This is a genomic window from Paenibacillus sp. MMO-58 (genome assembly GCF_037146255.1).
Taxonomy (GTDB): domain Bacteria; phylum Bacillota; class Bacilli; order Paenibacillales; family Paenibacillaceae; genus Pristimantibacillus.
Genome location: NZ_JBBCVY010000009.1, coordinates 169621 through 188751 on the forward strand (window position 1 = coordinate 169621; position 19131 = coordinate 188751).

At 51.2% G+C, this 19131-nt stretch carries 19 protein-coding genes; 11 read left to right on the forward strand and 8 right to left on the reverse strand.

Annotated features, from left to right (window positions below; all coding sequences use genetic code 11):
- Window positions 1-4: 4 nt before the first annotated feature.
- A complete protein-coding gene (locus WFJ73_RS24420) occupies window positions 5-469 on the reverse strand; it encodes a GyrI-like domain-containing protein (protein WP_336775559.1) in 465 nt (154 codons plus the stop codon).
- Window positions 470-674: 205 nt separating this feature from the next.
- Here WFJ73_RS24420 and WFJ73_RS24425 point away from each other — a divergent pair, with 205 nt between their 5' ends.
- Window positions 675-1097 (forward strand): universal stress protein, encoded by a 423-nt coding sequence (locus WFJ73_RS24425; RefSeq protein WP_336775560.1) that lies wholly within the window; start codon window positions 675-677, stop codon window positions 1095-1097.
- 92 nt (window positions 1098-1189) lie between these two features.
- Here WFJ73_RS24425 and WFJ73_RS24430 read toward each other — a convergent pair whose 3' ends face one another.
- Window positions 1190-1984, reverse strand: coding sequence for a Nif3-like dinuclear metal center hexameric protein (locus WFJ73_RS24430; protein WP_336775561.1), 795 nt, complete (start codon window positions 1982-1984; stop codon window positions 1190-1192).
- Between the two features lie 3 nt (window positions 1985-1987).
- Window positions 1988-2584, reverse strand: a complete 597-nt coding sequence (locus tag WFJ73_RS24435; RefSeq protein ID WP_336775562.1) for a YdeI/OmpD-associated family protein — start codon at window positions 2582-2584, stop codon at window positions 1988-1990.
- A gap of 146 nt (window positions 2585-2730) precedes the next feature.
- On the opposite strand from WFJ73_RS24435, the gene WFJ73_RS24440 reads away from it, so the two are divergent.
- The 3 genes from WFJ73_RS24440 (at window position 2731) to hmpA (ending at window position 5285) form a co-directional block, all read left to right on the forward strand.
- Complete coding sequence (locus WFJ73_RS24440; RefSeq protein ID WP_336775563.1) at window positions 2731-3171, forward strand: GNAT family N-acetyltransferase; 441 nt, start codon at window positions 2731-2733, stop codon at window positions 3169-3171.
- Between the two features lie 22 nt (window positions 3172-3193).
- Window positions 3194-3718, forward strand: coding sequence for a hypothetical protein (locus WFJ73_RS24445; protein ID WP_336775564.1), 525 nt, complete (start codon window positions 3194-3196; stop codon window positions 3716-3718).
- 328 nt (window positions 3719-4046) lie between these two features.
- On the forward strand, window positions 4047-5285 hold the full coding sequence (gene hmpA, locus WFJ73_RS24450; protein WP_336775565.1) for an NO-inducible flavohemoprotein: 1239 nt from the start codon (window positions 4047-4049) through the stop codon (window positions 5283-5285).
- A gap of 14 nt (window positions 5286-5299) precedes the next feature.
- Here hmpA and WFJ73_RS24455 read toward each other — a convergent pair whose 3' ends face one another.
- Window positions 5300-5803: a Crp/Fnr family transcriptional regulator gene (locus WFJ73_RS24455; protein WP_336775566.1), complete on the reverse strand. Its 504-nt coding sequence runs from the start codon at window positions 5801-5803 to the stop codon at window positions 5300-5302.
- A gap of 151 nt (window positions 5804-5954) precedes the next feature.
- Here WFJ73_RS24455 and WFJ73_RS24460 point away from each other — a divergent pair, with 151 nt between their 5' ends.
- Window positions 5955-7079, forward strand: a complete 1125-nt coding sequence (locus WFJ73_RS24460; RefSeq protein WP_336775567.1) for a nucleotidyltransferase family protein — start codon at window positions 5955-5957, stop codon at window positions 7077-7079.
- Between the two features lie 115 nt (window positions 7080-7194).
- Here WFJ73_RS24460 and WFJ73_RS24465 read toward each other — a convergent pair whose 3' ends face one another.
- Window positions 7195-7644, reverse strand: coding sequence for a MarR family winged helix-turn-helix transcriptional regulator (locus tag WFJ73_RS24465; protein WP_336775568.1), 450 nt, complete (start codon window positions 7642-7644; stop codon window positions 7195-7197).
- A 122-nt stretch (window positions 7645-7766) separates the two neighbouring features.
- Here WFJ73_RS24465 and WFJ73_RS24470 point away from each other — a divergent pair, with 122 nt between their 5' ends.
- The 5 genes from WFJ73_RS24470 to WFJ73_RS24490 all read left to right on the forward strand — a co-directional run bounded on the left by WFJ73_RS24470 (window position 7767) and on the right by WFJ73_RS24490 (window position 15753).
- Window positions 7767-9125, forward strand: a complete 1359-nt coding sequence (locus WFJ73_RS24470; RefSeq protein ID WP_336775569.1) for a UDP-glucose dehydrogenase family protein — start codon at window positions 7767-7769, stop codon at window positions 9123-9125.
- Window positions 9122-10159, forward strand: coding sequence for a GDP-mannose 4,6-dehydratase (locus tag WFJ73_RS24475; RefSeq protein WP_336775570.1), 1038 nt, complete (start codon window positions 9122-9124; stop codon window positions 10157-10159). Before WFJ73_RS24470 ends, WFJ73_RS24475 begins: the two co-directional genes overlap by 4 nt.
- Complete coding sequence (locus WFJ73_RS24480) at window positions 10152-10859, forward strand: glycosyltransferase family 2 protein (RefSeq protein WP_336775571.1); 708 nt, start codon at window positions 10152-10154, stop codon at window positions 10857-10859. The genes WFJ73_RS24475 and WFJ73_RS24480 overlap by 8 nt, the downstream gene beginning before the upstream one ends.
- 2 nt (window positions 10860-10861) lie before the next feature.
- Window positions 10862-11185, forward strand: coding sequence for a lipid-A-disaccharide synthase N-terminal domain-containing protein (locus tag WFJ73_RS24485; RefSeq protein ID WP_336775572.1), 324 nt, complete (start codon window positions 10862-10864; stop codon window positions 11183-11185).
- Window positions 11186-11658: 473 nt separating this feature from the next.
- Window positions 11659-15753: a galactose-binding domain-containing protein gene (locus WFJ73_RS24490; protein WP_336775573.1), complete on the forward strand. Its 4095-nt coding sequence runs from the start codon at window positions 11659-11661 to the stop codon at window positions 15751-15753.
- A 386-nt stretch (window positions 15754-16139) separates the two neighbouring features.
- Here the strand turns inward: WFJ73_RS24490 and WFJ73_RS24495 are convergent, their stop codons facing one another.
- On the reverse strand, window positions 16140-16295 hold the full coding sequence (locus WFJ73_RS24495; protein ID WP_015847029.1) for a hypothetical protein: 156 nt from the start codon (window positions 16293-16295) through the stop codon (window positions 16140-16142).
- Window positions 16296-16558: 263 nt separating this feature from the next.
- Here WFJ73_RS24495 and WFJ73_RS24500 point away from each other — a divergent pair, with 263 nt between their 5' ends.
- Complete coding sequence (locus WFJ73_RS24500) at window positions 16559-17098, forward strand: GNAT family N-acetyltransferase (RefSeq protein WP_336775574.1); 540 nt, start codon at window positions 16559-16561, stop codon at window positions 17096-17098.
- Window positions 17099-17165: 67 nt separating this feature from the next.
- Here the strand turns inward: WFJ73_RS24500 and WFJ73_RS24505 are convergent, their stop codons facing one another.
- Together WFJ73_RS24505 and WFJ73_RS24510 are read right to left on the reverse strand one after the other, a co-directional pair.
- Window positions 17166-17570, reverse strand: coding sequence for a VOC family protein (locus tag WFJ73_RS24505; protein WP_336775575.1), 405 nt, complete (start codon window positions 17568-17570; stop codon window positions 17166-17168).
- 82 nt (window positions 17571-17652) lie between these two features.
- Window positions 17653-18939 carry a galactokinase gene (locus WFJ73_RS24510; protein ID WP_336775576.1) on the reverse strand — a complete coding sequence of 429 codons (1287 nt, stop codon included), beginning with the start codon at window positions 18937-18939 and terminating at the stop codon, window positions 17653-17655.
- Window positions 18940-19131: the final 192 nt, after the last annotated feature.

Consider the following 19131-nt stretch of genomic DNA (forward strand, 5'->3'; position numbering starts at 1 on the left):
TTGTTTAGCCGGGAATAAGGATATCGATACGGGAATCCTGCCGGTCCAAGGCATAGACGTCATTCCAATACTCGATATCGATGGGCCTGTAACCAAGCGTGTTATTTATGTAATCATACGTATCGCCAATCTCTGACTCCGGGCCCTCATGAACGATCCTCGTATAGTGTCCTGAAGGTAAAGTATAGGCGGTCATGTCGGCGGGTATTTGCTCAAAGGCGCTTACTTCGAAAGCGATCACATGCTGATAGGGGGTGTCATGCGTCCATTGGCCGTCCTGGTTATAGATCTGAACCAAATAAATACCTTCATTAATCCGGTTCGGCAGCTCATTCCTTCGTTCGGCCAGCTGCTCGCGCAATACGCCAACAATTCGCGTTTGCAGAACGTTGTTAAGGCTTTCCCTAATGGAATAGCCAACCAGCTTGAGCTCTTCCCGATCAATCCTGTCGATCTGATAAGTACGCAAAATTTATACCTCCCCGATAATGGTAAATATAACCATATTTAGGATAAAGAATATACGTTCGCTTGTAAAGGGAAAGTTTTAATTATAACGTTTACGTTGACGTTAATATTAAGGAGGAGTATGCTAATTATAGATAGAAGGTTTGAACAAGCTTGGAAGTGGGTATTAAGAGGTTAGGGATTACATTTTGAAGGAGGCATCTCTTATGTACAATCATATCCTTGTTCCCGTCGACGGTTCGCAGCAGGCCAGCAAAGCTCTTGATCACGCGATCCATTTGGTGAAGGCGATCAATGCGCCGATACGGCTGTCTGTGATCCATGTTACGGGACGCGTCGCAATGAGTCAGGCTTTTGTTTATGTGGATGTGGGGGAGATGCTGGAGAAGGAAGAGAATGAAGTGCTTTCCGCGGCCTCTGCTCAGCTCAGAGACTCCGGAGTAAATTACACGCTGCTTAGAGCAGGCGGCGATCCTTCTACTCTGATCTGCAATACCTCGAAGGAACGGAGTTGCGACCTGATCGTTATGGGCAGCCGCGGGGTAGGGCTTGTCTCGGAAATTCTGCTTGGCAGCGTCAGCCACGGAGTATCCCAGCATGCTCACTGTCCGGTCCTGCTTGTAAAATAATATATGTTAAGCTAAAAAGGCTGCCCGCGGGCAGCCTTTTTTCGTATTTTGGTCCCTTAACGATGCGGTGCATCGTTAAGCTAGATCCTCCGCTACACGATCCGGAAGATCGGCTTGATCGGCAAAAACTCTACCCGGATTTCCGGATACCGCAGCTTCAACTCCTCGCTTAACGCGCGCATGCCCGGCTCTTCGCTTTCCGCGTGGCCTAGGGTCAACAATGCTTTTGCCCGGCCTTGATGCGCGGCATCCCGGATATATTCCGGCGTTTCCCATTCCGGACCTTCCCCGACGATAAGCAGATCGAGGTTATGGTCGCGCATAAACGGAATAGCGGTTGAAGCGCCTCCCCGATAACCAACCAGTATACCCGCACGGCTGACCGGAGTGGAAGGATCCCCCGTAATCCGGAGGAAAGGCATGCCAAGCTTTTGCTTCACATGCGCGGCAACCTCCGTTACCGTTACAGGCGGAAGCTCGAGAATGGCGGCGATCGGCAGCATTTCCGCCAAGCGGGATTCCCATTCCAACGCGGACAATAGACCCGTCATAATAATGTCCGGCTGCTTCCGGTGGCAGTAATCATGGTATCGGAAAATCGCGATTCCGCTCTCTTCGATAAGCTTCAGCTTTTGCGCAAAAACCGGATCGTTCCCGATCAGCTTCTCTTCATGCCTGTGATTGTAGGAAAGGGGTTCATGCGTGATCAGAAGATTAGCTCCCGCCGCGACCGCTTTTTCAATCACCTGCTGGGTTGGCATGAAGGAGACGGCAATTCCCGATACCTCGGTATCGGACCTGCCGGCCATCAGAACATCCACCGTGTCGGGAATCGGGGGAACCGATGATCGCAAGGCATCTATGATGGTCTGAACCTTTATCGGCATAAATTATTTTCCTTCCTTTTTGCTTGGATATATTTTTTCGCCCTTCTCCAGCATTTCGATAAACTGCTGAATCTTCTTCACCCGCGTCTCTTGCTTTTTGACATTGTGAATGCGGAACAGAATCGCATACCTGTTCTGCTTGTCCAACGTTTCGAAAAACTGCCCAGCCCTCTCGTTGCGCGCCAGCTCAAGGGCGAAATCCTCCGGAATGGCAGCGTTGGACTGCGATTCGTAAGCTTTGTCCCATAAGCCGTTCTGCTTGGCTATTTCGATGGCCTTAAGGCCGCTTGGCTGCATTTTTCCCGCGGCGATAAGGGATGCGGCTTTATCCTTATTAATCTGCGACCAGATGCTTTTTGGTCCTCTTGGCGAAAAACGCTGAATCCAGCTTTCTTCGTCATGCTTTCTTTTATGGCTGTCGATCCAGCCGTAGCATAAGGCAACGTCCAGCGCTTCATGGTAAGTAACCGAGGGGCTGGCAGCATTTTTTTTCGCAATCTGCAGCCAGATGCCGGACGACTGATCGTATTGCTCGGCGAGCCATCGTTCGAAAGCTGTCTGATCCGGGAAGTGGAGAATAGGCAGCTCTTTTGTGCTCATTGTACAAAACTCCTTTATGCCGTTTCCTTCCAATATTATAGCATTGTCGCACCAACCGTATAAGTCTTGAGTTTACAGACTTTTCCTATAAAATGAGGATACCGCCCGCCTATACGGCGGGGATGACGAAAGCGGGGAGCGGACCAATGAGCCAAGTTAGAGCTATAAGGGAGCATGAACTGCAGGAGCTTCTGGATTTATACCGTCATTTGATTCCGAACGATCCGGAGCTTCGGGCGGCGGATGTTCAAGAATTATGGAGTCAAATCCGGGAGGATCGCAACCTGCACTATCTTGTTGTTGAAGCGGAAGGCCGGATAGCGGCAGCCTGCGCGCTGATTATTATTCCGAATTTAACGAGAGGGGCAAGGCCATACGGACTGATCGAAAACGTGGTAACCCATACCGATTTCCGCAGAAAAGGTTACGGAACCGACGTATTGCGCGAGGCGCTTGCTATCGCCTGGAAGCAAAATTGCTACAAGGTGATGCTGCTGACGAGCTCCAAGCAGGAGGGCACCCTTACTTTTTACGAAAAGGCCGGTTTTGTAAAAGGGATTAAAACGGGGTTTATCGCGAAGCCGTAACCAGAAGGTTAGGAGGGTTAAATTGAAACCCGCTAAACGATTAACGAGCATAACGGTGTATGGCTGTCTGATCATCGTAATCGGGATTGCCGCCGCAGCAGGCATATGGTATCAGCAAACGGAGCCGCTTAATACCGACGGGCTGTCCACCTTTACGCCCCCTGATGGAAATCCTCCGGAGTATGTGGTTGGTCTGGTGAACAAGGGACTCCGGAAAATCGATATCGTGAGCGTAACGATTAACGGAACTTCCCCATCCGGCCCCGTGCAGCTAGGTATTACTTATGATTCGGGGCAGTTTGTGCAGGTCATGCCGGAGCCTGTTCCGGAAATCGAATTTATGGGAATACACGATTCATCCATTTACCCGGCTCTTGCCGGTGACGAGTTAACGAAGGCCATTAAGAAAAAAGCCCATACGCCTATTCTCTACGGAATTCGTTTTTCCGCTGAGGAGGGAACGGTTCAAAGCGTTACGGTTAAATATAAGTATCTGGGGTTTACGAAAAAGCTTACGGTTACGAGATGGTTTGATAACAATCGCTAAGCTTATCCGAGGTACGTTGGATTTCATGTAGCGTAACGCAACGTTTTGGCCTGGCAACACAACCTACGTTGGAATTTCTGCAGGAAATCGACTCGAATTGGGCGAGAGAGGCGGTTTTCTTTCACTTTTACCGGAGTGGATCCAACGTAGGCTGCAAAGAGGGCTTCCAGAGCTATTTTCACTGTAGGAAATCCAACGTACGGTATAGCTACCTGAGTGATTCATTTCACATATCGTTCTGATTTGGTGTGATTGGAATCACATCGGCGGGAGGCCACCCTTCCGTATACTTGGATCATAACAAGTTGAAGAAAGCGGGGAGAGCTTCATGCTGAATGAAAACACGATAGCCATTATTAAATCGACTGTACCGGTGCTTGAGGTTCATGGGACGGCCATTACAAAAAGGTTCTATCAATTATTGTTTACCAGTCATCCCGAGCTTATGAATGTTTTTAACCATGCCAACCAAAGACAGGGCAAACAGCAGACCGCGCTTGCGAATACCGTTTATGCCGTTGCCCTGTATATCGATAAACTTGAAACCATTCTGCCGGCCGTGAAGCAGATCGCGCACAAACACCGTAGTCTTGGCATTACGGCAGACCAATATCCGATTGTCGGCCAAAACCTGCTGCAGGCCATTAAAGAGGTGCTTGGCGATGCCGCAACCGACGAGATTCTGAATGCATGGGCCGAAGCATACGGCGTTATCGCGAATGTGTTTATCAGCGTCGAAGCGGAGATGTACAAGGAAGCGGAAGAGCAGCAAGGAGGCTGGGCGGGGTACCGCGCATTCCGCATCCAGCGTAAAGTTCAGGAGAGCAATGTCATTACCTCCTTCTACCTGGTGCCGGAGGATGGCGGAGCGATTGCAATGTTTGAACCGGGACAATACGTGAGCGTAAAGATGAGCATTCCGAATCAGAAGAACACTCATATCCGCCAATACAGTCTGTCGGATGCGGCTGGCAAGCCGTATTACCGGATCTCGGTCAAAAGAGAGGACTCGCAGCAAGGCAAGGATGCCGGCGTTGTCTCGGTTTACCTGCATGAGCAGGTGAAGGAAGGCGATGTGCTCTGGTTGTCCGCACCGGCCGGTGATTTCACGCTTGATCTGAAGGATACGCGTCCAGTGGTATTGATCAGCGGCGGTGTTGGCTTGACGCCGATGGTCAGCATGCTGAATACGCTTGTGGATACGAAATCTAATTGTCCAATTACATTCATTCATGCGGCGCAAAACGGGCAATTCCATGCCCTTAAGCAGCAGGTAGAGGAGAAGATCGATCAGGCAGCGCAAGCAAAAGCATACTGGTGCTATGCGCAGCCAACAGAGCAGGATACGGGAGCGTACCACAAAAAAGGTTATGTGGATCTTCCGTGGCTGCAGGAAATTGTTCCGTCCAAGGATGCCGTGTTCTACTTCTGCGGACCAACGCCGTTTATGGCCCATATCAACCGCCAGCTTCTCGAATGGGGAGTTCCTGCCGCAGATATTCATTACGAATTCTTTGGTCCAAAAGGCAGCCTGGATGAGGCGGATAAAGAAGCAGTTGCCAAGTAATTGGTTATTCTCAATCAGCTTTCCTTCTTGGCCCGCAGCAGCCGGTTGATTGTCTCCCGGCGGAGACCGATAAACTGTCCGATCTCGTCCTGGGTCAAGACGTCGGTCAGCTTCTCCGGTGAGATGTATTGATCGAACCAAGCTTCAAGCTTTCGCAGCTTGTCCGCCGGCGCAATCGCGGTCAACTGATCGATCCGCTGCTGCATCATGCGAAGCTTGTCTTGCAATTGCAGCCCGATTGAACGATACCGGTCGGGATGCTGCTCAAGCTCCTCATACCAGGCGGCGGCGGGAAGAATATCCACTTCGCTTTTGACGATTGCGATAGACGTGCCGAAGTAAGGGTTCGGACTTATGAGAGAATGATGCGGGATGATTTCGTCCGGCACGATAATATTGACCAGAATCTGCGAGCCGTCTGGGTGAACGCGCACGATTTTGAGCAGTCCGCTGCGCAGATGGAAGAGCGGACCCGACTGGCCCTGCAAAAATAACGTTTCGCCTTTATGCAAAATCATAAGCGGTAAAGCCTCCATATGAACAAGCGAAGCCTGAATTCGGGCTTCGCTTTTTTGTTTTCATTATACGACAGTTTGGTTTTTCATGTTGCATTGCCTTCCAGTTAATGTATTCTAGTAAGAGAACTTGTGTTCGACAAGGAGGGGCAGCTTGAGACAGTTGAATAATGAACGGGATATTATAGATCTCGTGCTTGAAGACGAGTGGATGATGAAGGTGCTGCATACGGCGGGAGCATTGAACCTGCCGGACTGGTGGGTATGCGCGGGCTTTGTAAGGTCGAAGGTATGGGATTATCTGCATGGTTATACGGAGCGGTTCGCGTTGCCGGATGTGGATCTGATTTATTATGATCCTTCCCAAACGGATGAAGCAGCAGAAAAAATGCTCGAGCAGAAACTAAGAGACGCCATGCCGGATGTTCCGTGGTCGGTGAAAAACGAAGCGAGAATGCATCTGGTGAACGAGATTGAGCCTTACTCATCCGCCGTTGATGCCATGTCCAAGTTTCCGGAGACCGTTACCGCTCTTGGTCTGACCTTGGACGAGCAGAATGGAGTTGTGCTGTCGGCACCTCACGGCATTGAGGATTTGCTGGGCTTCGTTGTCCGGCCTACGCCGCATTTTAAGCAGTCGCCGGCTCTTATGCCGATTTACGAGAAGCGTCTTCTTCAGAAGAACTGGAAAAGCAGATGGAATAAGGTTGAAGCTGCGCTTACTCAGGTTTACATGGTTCGGCATGCGCACTCCGTCTATAAGGCAGACGACGAATTGTACCGGCCGTTGTCTCCTCAAGGGGAGGAAGCGGCGAGAACAGTCGGCGATCTTCTGGCGGACGAACGGATTTCGGCGATTATCTCCAGTCCGTACAAACGAGCCCTTCAAACGGTCGAGCCGTTAGCGGCACGAAAAGGTCTTGCCATTCGAGTGGAGGAAGACTTTCGGGAACGGTTATTAGCGGACCGGCCGCAGGATGATTTTGATTATGCCATCCGGAAGGTATGGGAAGAGGAAGCCTTTTCCTGGCCGGGAGGCGAATCCAATCTTGCCGCTCAGCATAGAGGAGTACAGGCTCTCCAGAGCGTACTCCGGCGTTATCAGGGAGATACAATCGCCATCGGGACGCATGGCAACCTTATAGCATTAATGATTAAGGCTTTTAAGCCGGAATACGGCTTTGCATTCTGGCAGCAGCTGAGCATGCCGGATATTTATAAGCTAAGCTTTAATGGCCTTGCTCTTACGCATATCGAGCGGGTTTGGAATAGATCCTAAATGGCGTTAACAACACGGAAAATTCCTCTTACAGAAATTCACCATGTAAATCAAAGTCATACTCTATGAAAAATCTTAATAATATGTAAGTAAGAGAGGGATATCCCTCTCTTTTTCAATCTTTTTCGTTAAAGTAATTGTAAGCTTTCGTTAATAAGTCGGAGAGCATCAACGTTTGCTCCTCGCCCAGGTGCTCGACCAGGCCGCTGAGATGCTGGTTCAGCTGTTCGTCCGCTTCCTTCGCAATCTGCTCTCCTTTTGGAGTAAGCTCAATTCCCACGGAACGCCTGTCATCCGGATCTACGGTACGTTCAACAAGCCCGTCGGCTATCAGTTTCTTAAGAAGCTGGGTGACGGTTGGGGTAGTGACAAGCAGCTTGTTGCTGATTTCGGATACTCTGATTTTAGGATTATCGACATCGGTATTCATCATGATGCAGAACAAAATGCGAAGCTCGCTCTTGTTAAGACCGTTAACCGATCTTTGTCTCCACTCGGCTTTCGCAAAACGGGTAAATGATTCCCTCAAACGTTGGATGGTCTCCTGATGGTTGTCTTTGTTCATACCTACTCCCAATTCCTAAGTTGTTAATTGTTTATACTTGAAATATATCATACTTCTCATTATTATGATTATAGTTAAGTTGGTAAACTAATTATTTAACGCCAAAATAATGGGGTGGAACGATGGTTAACGTAGGAGTAATGGGTACGGGTTACGTTGGGCTTGTCCATGGTGCTGTACTATCCAGTTACGGTTTCCGGGTTACCTGCATGGACGTAGACGAAAAGAAAATCGAGCGTCTGAACCAAGGCCTTTCTCCAATCTACGAGCCGGGGCTCGAAGAGCTGCTCCAAAGCGGCCTTCGCGCCGGGAATCTCGTCTTTACGGCAAGCGCGCAGCAAGTCGTTCAGACAAGCGACGTTCTGTTTATTGCAGTGGGAACGCCCGCCAAGGAAGACGGCAGCGCGGATCTTACGCATGTATGGGATGTGGTGCAGCAGATCGGCAAACATATCAACGGTTATAAAGTGATTGTCAGCAAATCAACGATGCCGGTTGGAACAAGCAGAAGCATTGCCATGTATCTTGACGGTATGCTCAGAGGCACCCCGTACCGGGTTGATGTCGCTTCTAATCCGGAATTCCTGAGACAAGGCAAGGCTGTCAGCGATTCGTTGTCTCCATCCCGGGTTGTGATCGGCACGGAGAGCGACGATGCGGTGCAAATGCTGAAGAAGGTTTACGCTACTCATCTTGAGCAGGATGTCCCGTTTCTATTCACGAACTGGGAAACTTCCGAGATGATCAAATACGCGTCAAACTCCTTCCTGGCGGTCAAAATTTCTTTTATTAACGAATTGGCGCTATTATCCGAAAAGGTAGGCGCAAAAATTCAGGACATTGCGACGGGCATGGGCATGGATGACAGAATTTCGCCGCATTTCCTGCAGGCAGGCCCCGGTTATGGAGGCAGCTGCTTCCCGAAAGATACGCAGGCAATCGTGGATGTCGGCAGGAAGAACGGCGAGGAGCTGTACGTCGTGCGTGCGGCCATAGCAGCCAATGAAAAGCAGAAGGCGAAAATGGTGAGCAAGGTCGAAGAGGTGTTATCCTTTGACGGCACCTTGAAAGGAAGAACCGTTGCGGTATGGGGGCTTACCTTCAAGCCGGATACGGATGACATCCGTTACACCCCAAGCTACGAGATTATTCAGGGACTGCTCGGCAGAGGAGCTTCCGTTAAAGTCTATTGCCCGCAAGGGATGAAGCAAGCGAAGCTTAATTGGACCGATTTGAACAGCCGCATCCAATATTGCGACAGCGAGGCGGAATGCTCGCAGCAGGCGGATGCGATTGTGCTGATGACCGAATGGGAGCAGTTCCGTGCTGCCAATTTGGAGAAAATCGCCCGAGGCATGCGCGGGAACGCGTTTTTTGATATGCGGAATATGTTTGCGGGGGACGCATCCGTCCTTCAATGGTTCAAATACTACCCGGTGGGCGCAAGCGAGCACGGGTATCCATTGCGGGAGGCACAATGAAGACGTATTGCGTAACCGGGGGAGCGGGTTTTATCGGCTCCCATCTTTGCGAGCAGCTGCTGGCTCAAGGCCACCGTGTCGTCAATATCGATAATTTCAACGACGTCTACGACTATAAAACCAAAATCAGGAATATCCTGAATAGTACAAGGTCGGAATTACCTTTCCTCTATTCGGGGGATAAGGATGGCGATTTGGCCAAGCTTCAGGCGATTGTCGAATCGGATGATTACCGGCTGGTTGTGGCGGATATCCGCAGCATGGACGAGCTTGAAGCCGTATTTGCCAGCGAGAGGATCGATGCGGTTATCCACCTGGCGGCAATGGCCGGGGTTCGGCCGTCGATTGAGGATCCGCTTCTGTACGAGGATGTGAACGTGAAGGGAACTCTTCATATCCTGGAGGTGATGCGTAAGCATGGCGTGCGCAAATGGCTTTGCGCCTCTTCTTCGTCCGTGTACGGGAATAACAGGAAGGTGCCTTTTTCCGAGGAAGATGTCGTGGATTACAGTATTTCGCCTTATGCGGCGACCAAGAAAGCCTGCGAGGTGCTTGGACATACGTACCATCATCTTCATCATATCGATACGATTATGCTGCGCTTTTTCACGGTTTACGGAGAGCGGCAGCGGCCTGATCTTGCGATCCACAAATTCGCGGGGATGCTGGACAAGAACGAAGAGCTGACGATGTATGGCGATGGCTCCTCGAGGCGGGACTATACGTATATCGGCGATATTATCGCGGGTATTCTTGGCGCCTTGTCGTATGTGGAACGGATGGAAAACCTCTATGAGGTTGTGAATCTGGGCACGAACCGAACCATCACGCTCCGGGATTTGATTACCAGCTTGGAACAGGAGTTTGGCAAAAGAGCCCTTATTCGGACATTGCCCAACCAGCCGGGAGATGTGGAGCAGACCTATGCCGACGTATCCAAGGCGAATCAGCTGTTCGGCTACAACCCGCAGACCGATTTTGCTGAAGGAATACACAAGTTTGTTACATGGTACAGGGGGAATAGACATGGTTAAGTTATCGGTCGTTGCGCCAATCTATAACGAAGAAGAAAATATTAAGCTGCTGCACGAGGCGATTACGAATGCGGTTAAAGATAAAGTAGAGAGCTACGAAATCGTCCTCGTCAACGACGGCAGCAAGGACCGCAGCGCGATGCTGCTCGATGAGCTGGCGGAGCAGGATTCTCACGTAAGAGTGATTCATTTCGAAAAGAACTGCGGTCAGACCGCGGCGATCTACGCCGGCCTCAAAGGTTCGGCCGGCGAGCTTGTTGCGCTGATTGACGCTGATCTTCAGACGGACCCGAGGGATATTTTCAAGCTGATGCCTTATATTCCGAATATGGATTTCGTGAACGGCAAGCGTGTGCGGCGCAGGGATACCGTCGTGAAGAAGGTATCGTCCAGGGTTGGCAACGGCGTTCGCAACTGGCTGACCGGCGATCAGATCTACGATACCGGCTGCCCGATGAAGCTGATGAAGCGCGAGGTGGCGGACAGCTATTATTTGTACGAGGGTCAGCATCGTTTTCTCCCGACTCTGGCGAAGATCAACGGCTTTAAGGTTGTCGAGGTAGCCGTATCCCATCAGGAGAGACAGCATGGCGTATCCAAATACGGCGTATTTAACAGAGCCTTCGTGGGGCTTATGGATGCAATCGTCATTGGCTGGCTCCGCAAACGGGTCATTCGCTATCAGATCAAAGGACATTAATTATGTGGTGGCATTCGATTATAGGCAATGTGTCGGCCGGCAACATGGGATGGATTATCTTTGGCTTTATCGGGCAGATCATGTTTACGATGCGGTTCATTACCCAATGGCTGGCGAGCGAAAAAGCGAAAAAAACCGTCATTCCGCTATCCTTCTGGGTCTACAGCATCCTGGGCAGCGCGGTCTTATCTATTTATGCGATATACCGCAAGGATCCTGTCTTTCTGCTTGGCCAATTGCCCAGCGTTTTTATCTATTTCCGCAACATTATGCTAACCCGCAAGTCCGAAGTGCAGGCCGCGAACAGCAATTCGGTGGATATGTAGTTAAAACTTTGGAGAAGCACTTAAGGCCCTTTGGGTACCTTAAGTGCTTTTTTATTGGCGGCATGGAGCAGGTTAAAGTCCCCGAGGGATCTTAACCTGCTCCAGAAAGTGAAATATGACCGGAAAATAGGCGTTTGTGAGATGATTAAGGCCTTTTTGGGACCTTAAGTTCGACAAATTAGGTAGTACGAAGCCTGTTAAGGTCCCTAAGGGACCTTGGCTTAACGGTTGTCGCGTGAGAAAATCGCTGGAATGATGGAATATGCCAAGCCCAAGATATCTTGGCATAAATCGCTAAATATTGGCATGTTCTTCCTATCGCTTGCGGCATTATACTAATCGGTGCATGGCGATGAAAGCGTTGCCAGTAATCGTTGATTGAGGAAGGAGGACTGAAGGGGCAAATCATGCGATTGGCTAGAGCTCAAGTACGGCCATGAACAACTATTGCGAATTAGGGAGGAAATAGACGAATGCTTACGATTTATCGGGAAAGGACGACGAGAAAGCTGCTGGTCTTGACGCTATGCGCGGTCCTGCTGGTCTCGCTTGTATCGTCCTTATTTATCCGTGAGGTACATGCGGCAGGCTCATATTTATTATCCCAAAACAAAACGGCGTACGCCTCTTCCGTGGAAGGAGGCAACGCGGCGAATCTTGCTGTGGACGGTTCAATCGGTACGCGCTGGGGAAGCCAGTGGGGCGTGGATCCGCAATGGCTTTATGTCGATCTTGGCGCAAACGCCACGATTGACCGCGTGAAAATCCAATGGGAAGGCGCTTATGCAAAAGCCTATAAAATCCAGGTTTCCAGCGATGAATCGACCTGGAACGACGTTTACTCGACAACAACGGGAGACGGCGGCACCGATGACCTTGCGTTAACCGGAACCGGCCGCTATGTACGGGTATTAGGCACGCAGCGTGCCCTTGCGGCTTATGGTTACTCGATTTTGGAATTTGAAGTATACGGGACTGGCGGCTCTACGGCCCCACCGGTTGATTACGGTCCTAACGTAGCGCTGAACAAACCCGTGACGGTATCATCGACTGAAAATTCCGCCTATTTACCTCCGGGCTCGACTGCTGCCTCCAACGCGGTTGACGGCAACCCGGCAACGCGCTGGTCATCCAACGCAACCGACAGTGAATGGATCTATGTCGATCTGGGCTCCGCCCATCAGATCGGCCGGGTGGTCCTGAACTGGGAAGCGGCAGCCGGACGGGCGTACGATGTTCAAGTATCGAATAACGGCACGCAATGGACAACCGTCTATCGCGAGCTTCACTTTGCGGGAGGCAAACAGGAAATCCCGCTATATACGAACGGGCGTTACGTTCGGATGAACGGGATCGGCCGCGCGACAAGCTTCGGCTATTCGCTTCTCGAATTCGAGGTTTATGATTATATCGCCGGCCAGCCGCAGCCGACGTATTCGATTCCGGCGCTGCCAACGCCAACAACCGTGCAATCGGGCTCCGGCAGCTATCTGACCAACGATATTCATATGCCGCAGCCGAAATATCCGGCTAACAAGTCGTCGAACATCTCGACTCCGATCCCGTCGAATGACTGGTGGCAGTCGATTCTGATCAAGCCTTACGGCGATTATCTCGTAACGCTGCCGCTGAAGTCGAAGTACTTCCAGCAAGGGCTTGGCATTCTGAATCCTGGAGCGGGCTGGCTGTCCTCGGACGGTAGAGCGGTCAATGCCGACGGCAATCCCGATCTGTACGTCATGTCAAACAGCATTAACACGTCCAGGCTCCAAACCCGCGTGACGGGTTACGGCGACTGGTCCGTAGACGCGGTTGTAAGCGACGATGCCACGGACAAAATGAAATCGACCTTCGTCAAAGGCTCGCCTTACGTGTACAATACCTTTGCCGATCCAAGCTCGGTTGAGATTTATTCCTCGCTGATTACGCAGCTATTTGACGACAACGGCAACTCCGTCCTGACAACCGAAGGCGCTACGCTGACAGCCGACCATATCGGCGTGAAGCTGGTGAATACGGACGGCAGCGGCGCATCTTATACGCGTTACTACGGTATTTTTGCGCCGGCGGGAACGGTATTCAAGAAGGTTGGGGCCAAGGTCAAAATCCAGCTTGGCAGCGGAGGCAATTATCTGTCGGTTGCCGCTTTGCCGGCTGCTTCAAACTTGAACTACTACTACCAGCATGCTTATGCCTTCGTAACGGATACAAAAGTGAATTACAGCTATAACGAATCGACTTCTCAGGTGACAACGGATTATACGCTGACAACGGCATTGAAGCGTACCGGGTTCTCGAATCAGGCGCTGACAACGCTTTTGCCGCATCAATGGAAGGTGTCCTCGACACCGCTTACCGCGCTGACTTATTCTTCGGTTCGCGGTACGTTGAAGGTACGCGAAGGCAATACCTTTACGACGGTCGACCGCTTCTACGGTATCGTGCCACAGTTCACGGAGCCTACGGATTCGGCTTACGACAAATCGCTGATGGTCTCTTACCTGAAGGCTCTGGACGAGGAAACAACAAGCAACCTGATGGCTGCCGACGCTTATTGGCAAGGCAAGAAGCTCCATCCGCTTGCGATGGGCGTGCTTGCGGCTAATGAGCTTGGCGAAACGGCTTACCGGGATAAATTCCTGTCGCGGATCAAGACGATCCTGACGGACTGGTATACGTATACAAACGGCGAACCGGACTATTTCCTGTACTATAACTCCGATTGGGGGACAACGTACTACAAGTCCAGCGAGTTCGGCGCGAATAACGGCATTACCGACCATCACTTCACGTACGGTTACTACGTATTTGCGTCTGCCGTGCTTGCGACCTTCGACAATGATTTCAAGACGCAATACGGTCCGATGATCGATCATCTCGTCCGCGATTACGCGAACCCTTCGCGCACGGATGCCATGTTCCCGTTCTTCCGCAGCTTTGACCCTTATGAAGGCCATTCATGGGCAGGCGGCTACGCGGATAACGACAACGGCAACAACCAGGAAGCGGCAGGCGAATCGCTCTTCGGATGGGTTGGCCAATACATGTGGGCATTGACCAGTGGCGATACGGCTTTCCGCAACGCCGCGATTTACGGCTTCACAACGGAGCTTAACGCGGTGATGCAATATTGGTTCAACTATGACGGCGACAACTGGATTCCGCAATATACGCACAAAACGGTCGGACAAGTGTACGGAGCATCCAACTTCTTCGGCACCTTCTTTAACGGAGATCCGGTATACGTATACGGTATCCATTGGCTGCCGACTGCTGAATATTTGACAAGCTACAGCCTTGTTCCGGGCAAAGCGGCCGGACTGTACAGCGGTTTCGTAGCCGATAACGGCGGTCCGGAGACGGACTGGTATCATATCGTATGGCCAATCCAAGCGTTAAGCGATCCGCAGGCGGTCATTAACAAATGGAGCGCAGCCAGCATGCAGAAGAACGAAATCTTTAACACGTATTGGTTCGTTCATAACATGCAGACGCTTGGCACGCGTACGAAGGATGTCTGGGCAACGGGCTGGACGAGCGCTACAGTGTACAAGAAAGGCAATGCGTACACCGCTCAAATCTGGAACCCGACGGCAAGCCCCGTGACGGTAACGTTTAAAAATGCTGCCGGCACAACAGGCACGGCGGTAGTAGCCGCAAAATCCCTTGTCTCGGTCAATCCGATGGCGAACACCAATTCCGGCGATAGCTGGCCTCCGGTCGGCAGCGGCGGGGACAACGGCGGCGGTGATAACGGCAATGGCGGCAACAATGGCACAGATACCAACGTAGCGCTGAACAAAACCGTAACGGTATCGTCGACCGAGGCGCCTTTTGCCGGATCGAATGCCGTGGATGGCAACGCGCAGACCCGCTGGGCATCCATTGCGGGTGCCGATCCTCAAACCTTGACGATTGACCTTGGCTCCTCGCAGCAGCTCAGCCGCGTGAAGCTGAACTGGGAGACGGCATACGGCAAATCGTATAAGGTTCAAGTATCGGCTGACGGAAACAGCTGGTCCGATATTTATGCAACAACAACCGGTGACGGCGGTATTGATGACTTCAACGCAACCGGAACCGGACGTTACGTCCGGATTAATATGACGGAGCGCGGTACGATTTACGGCTATTCGCTGTATGAAGTTGAGGTATACGGTCATGCCGCAGCCTCTTCAAATGCTACGCTGCTGTCCGTAGGCAAGACGGCAACCGCTTCCTCCTATCAGGATCCTTTTGTCCCGGCTTCGGCGGTGGACAATGATCCCGGCACGCGATGGGGCTCGGCGACGGGGGCTGATCCGCAGTGGATTACGGTTGATCTCGGTCAGAACCGCACGGTAACCAACATCAAGCTGAAATGGGAGACCGCTTATGCCAAGTCGTTTAAGCTGCAAATCTCGGCGGACGGCAACAGCTGGACGGATCTGTACAGCACGACGACGGGGACAGGCGCCGATCTTGACCAGAATGTGAACGGCAATGGCCGTTATGTGCGCATGCTGGGAACGGAGCGCGGTACGCAGTGGGGCTATTCGCTTTGGAGCTTGGACGTATACGGCTATTAAGAATGATCAAGAGAGACTGTCCCATCGGGGACAGTCTCTTTGCCGTGTTGCGGTGCTAAGCCGATCGAAGACATTTGATAAAACCTCTCCGCTGTTACGGCAGCGAAGCCTGCGGATTGGGACGAACAGCCGCCGCAATGGGAGGTTCTGTACGCACAACTGAAGGAGCTTCGCAGAGCCATGCATGAGATCTTCGAAAACCGGCTGGATGAGTCGGTGCCGGAGAAATTCCTGAAAGCGTAAAATATCGGCGAGCTCATTATCGCGACCTCCCTGCATATGTTTTACCACCAAGGCGTTTATGGCATGCTTAATGCGCTGAAATAATAAAGACAAAACAAAAACCGCCTATCATTGGGCGGTTTTTGTTCGTATCAAGCCGTGATTTAAAACATCGGTATAAGGTATCTCGCTATGAAATACAGCACCCCGAAAGTAATGATTACATAAGCAAGATATTTGATAAAGGTGGATGCCACACGGCTCGGGTCATGCCTTTTCTCGATATGGCGTTCTTCATAATCATGTTGTTGAACGGACATTCGAATCACCGCCTCAATTTTTTGTAACTGCTACTTTGTCTTTACCCTGGACGGCAGGGGATGAAACAAATAATGAAAGTTAACAAGTACGATATACCCGTCCGCACGAGAATGGCCCGGGCGGACTTGGAGCAGATGCTTCGGCTGAGTCAGTTGCGAAGCTTGTGCAGAATAAAGTGAATTTAATGCTTAACGAGTAGCTGATATACTTAAGGTAATTGCATAAGGCTTCACCGGAGGACAGGGGAGTTGAACGGAGTAAAGTGATTGAGATTAATGAATTAAAGCCAACGGATTTGGAACCGGCTGTCGAGCTCTTTAGGCGAACCATTCCCGAAGCTTTTCGGGAGGAAGGATTAGCTGCGCTCACTGCTGAGATCCAGCAAGAAATAGAAGGCAAGAGACGAATGCTGCAAGATGCTTTGTTTAATGAGAGATCTCCGATACGGTTTCTTGTCGCGCGCATGGGCGCAAATCTTGTCGGCATGATTTCAATCGGTCCTTGCAATGACGATATTGTCAGATGTACGGGCGGCCGATTAAAAATCATTCCTGAGCTTGGCAGTTTATATGTTCTGCGGGAATATCAGGGTCAAGGAATCGCTTCTGCTTTAATTAAAGCAATGGCCAACAGTCTAGCCGATCGAGGAATCGAAAGTTTTTGCCTGGATAGCGGTTATCGGAATGCCCAAGTCAAGTGGCTGCGTAAGTTCGGTCAGCCCTATTCGACCGTGCAGGATTATTGGGGTCAGGGCTTGGCCCATATGGTATGGCATTGTGAAGTGGCTCATTATTTGAGTTGATTTTCCCGTGTTTCTTGGAGAGCCTGCAATATGAGATAGCCGGTCTTATGAGAAGACCGGCTGTCCGTCAGCTTCTGTTGCTGAACCGTTGGATCGCTTCCTCGGTTACCGGCGCGAAGAGGTTAATAAGGTTTCCGTCTGGATCGCGGAACAGCGCGGCACGGTTGCCCCACGGCATTGTGGTTGGTTCCTTTACCCAATTGCCGACAAAAGGCTTCAGGCGCTCGTATTCGGCATCAACGTCGTCGACGCGAAGCTCGATAATGACCGAGTGATTGTTGGCGGCTACCGCGGAACCGGCGCCGAACAGCTGCACCGTCTGGGAGTGCCCGATCGCCAAGGTAAAAGGCGGCACAACGAATTCCGCAAAGACGGGCGCGGGACGTTCGGCCGAAACGCCCATGACCTTCTCATAAAACTCGACTAAACGATCCACGTCGTCGGTAATGATGCGTATGGAGGCAAAATTCATGATTTATCATCCTTTCTAATTTCGAGTATAAAAAAACGCTACTGACAACAGTATGTCAGTAGCGTTTTGTTTTTTTTAAAAACTAAAAGAGTGTATTCAAGCAGACCGCTCCGATTTCGCGCACGCGGATCTTGAATAGCTCCGTACCCGTCGTACGCGCGATCAGTTCGCGGTATTCCTCTACCGCCGCATGCGGCAGAACGGCCAGAATAACGCCGGCGAAGCCGCCGCCGTGTACCCGGCATGCACCGTCGCCCAACTGCTCGATGAAGCGTTCGGTAATGGCGAGCGTAATCGCAATTCCTTGTTCATGGGACACCGATTCCTGGTAAATGTTCTGCAGCCATTTCCAAGAGGAATTACCCGAGGCGGTAATATGCTTCAGCACGTTTTGCCACTCGCCAGATTTAATAGCCTCTACCTGCCGCCCGACACGGTCGTTTTCATCCAGGAAATGCAGCGCCCTCAGCACAGCCCGATCCCCGGCAGTTTCGCGGAGCTCCGCCAGACGTCCGTAGATCATCTCTGCCGTCAAATCGCGGCATACTTCTACGCCGAAGGCTTGCGCCACCGCCCGCATTTCGTTCGGAATCGAAGCATAGTCCTTCGTCAGGTCGGCGTGGTTACCGCCGGTGCCGACGATGACAAGGCTGTAGCCTGCTGCTTCAAAGGTACCCGGAATACGTTCGATCCGAGGCTGTGCCGGTTCTTTAAAGTCGATGGTAATCATACCGCCGTACGAGCAGGCCATCTGGTCAAGCATCCCCGACGGCTTGTTCCAATACAGATTTTCGGCATGCTTGCCGATCCGCGACATCATAACCGCGTCCAGTTCCCCGTTGTTATAAAGAGTGCTTAGAATCTGGCAGACCAGAACCTCGAAAGAGGCAGAGGAGCTGAGTCCTGAGGCCGGAAGAACGTTACTGCTGACGCTGGCATTAAATCCTCCGATTCGGTACCCGTGCTGCAGGAAACCGTGTGCGATACCGCGGATTAAAGCAGCTGTCCCGCCTTCGCCTTCCTGTGGTTCCAGATTATCCAGATGGATAACGGAAATGCCCGGATAACCTTCGGAAATGACGGAAATAACCCCGGTATCCACGGCTGCCGCAGCCGCAATCGTATCTAACTGAATACTAGCCGCAAGCACCTTTCCATGGTTATGGTCCGTATGATTGCCGCCTATCTCCGTACGGCCCGGCGCGCTGAAGTACTTCAAGGACTCCGTGTTGCCATATTGCGTGCCGTATCCTTCCATGCATTTCCGGTATCTGTCGATTTGTTGCTCCCGTTCTTCGCTGCCGTACATCTGCTCCAGCAGCTGCTTTGCCTGAGCCGAATTAAAAAGCTGTTCGAATTGTTCGTTCATCTTGAAAGTTCCTCCTGGTCCTTACGGTTTGAATAGAAGTTATCATGTCCATTGTATCGGATTGCAGCGTTTACAGAAAGGATATTAAAAGAGGCTTGTAAGAACCTGGAACATTTAATAAACTGGAATTTCTTGATAAGAAATGCCATTTAAAATGATTAAGCAGGTGGGAGAATGGGATTATTCGATTTT

Bases quoted from the DNA above. Each gene is read 5' to 3' on its own strand.
- WFJ73_RS24465 (WP_336775568.1), bottom strand. From the start codon at position 7,644: ATGAACAAAGACAACCATCAGGAGACCATCCAACGTTTGAGGGAATCA.
- WFJ73_RS24435 (WP_336775562.1), bottom strand. From the start codon at position 2,584: ATGAGCACAAAAGAGCTGCCTATTCTCCACTTCCCGGATCAGACAGCT.
- WFJ73_RS24455 (WP_336775566.1), bottom strand. From the start codon at position 5,803: ATGATTTTGCATAAAGGCGAAACGTTATTTTTGCAGGGCCAGTCGGGT.
- WFJ73_RS24475 (WP_336775570.1), top strand. From the start codon at position 9,122: ATGAAGACGTATTGCGTAACCGGGGGAGCGGGTTTTATCGGCTCCCAT.
- hmpA (WP_336775565.1), top strand. From the start codon at position 4,047: ATGCTGAATGAAAACACGATAGCCATTATTAAATCGACTGTACCGGTG.
- WFJ73_RS24440 (WP_336775563.1), top strand. From the start codon at position 2,731: ATGAGCCAAGTTAGAGCTATAAGGGAGCATGAACTGCAGGAGCTTCTG.
- WFJ73_RS24510 (WP_336775576.1), bottom strand. From the start codon at position 18,939: ATGAACGAACAATTCGAACAGCTTTTTAATTCGGCTCAGGCAAAGCAG.
- WFJ73_RS24480 (WP_336775571.1), top strand. From the start codon at position 10,152: ATGGTTAAGTTATCGGTCGTTGCGCCAATCTATAACGAAGAAGAAAAT.
- WFJ73_RS24430 (WP_336775561.1), bottom strand. From the start codon at position 1,984: ATGCCGATAAAGGTTCAGACCATCATAGATGCCTTGCGATCATCGGTT.
- WFJ73_RS24490 (WP_336775573.1), top strand. From the start codon at position 11,659: ATGCTTACGATTTATCGGGAAAGGACGACGAGAAAGCTGCTGGTCTTG.
- WFJ73_RS24485 (WP_336775572.1), top strand. From the start codon at position 10,862: ATGTGGTGGCATTCGATTATAGGCAATGTGTCGGCCGGCAACATGGGA.
- WFJ73_RS24495 (WP_015847029.1), bottom strand. From the start codon at position 16,295: ATGTCCGTTCAACAACATGATTATGAAGAACGCCATATCGAGAAAAGG.
- WFJ73_RS24470 (WP_336775569.1), top strand. From the start codon at position 7,767: ATGGTTAACGTAGGAGTAATGGGTACGGGTTACGTTGGGCTTGTCCAT.
- WFJ73_RS24425 (WP_336775560.1), top strand. From the start codon at position 675: ATGTACAATCATATCCTTGTTCCCGTCGACGGTTCGCAGCAGGCCAGC.
- WFJ73_RS24505 (WP_336775575.1), bottom strand. From the start codon at position 17,570: ATGAATTTTGCCTCCATACGCATCATTACCGACGACGTGGATCGTTTA.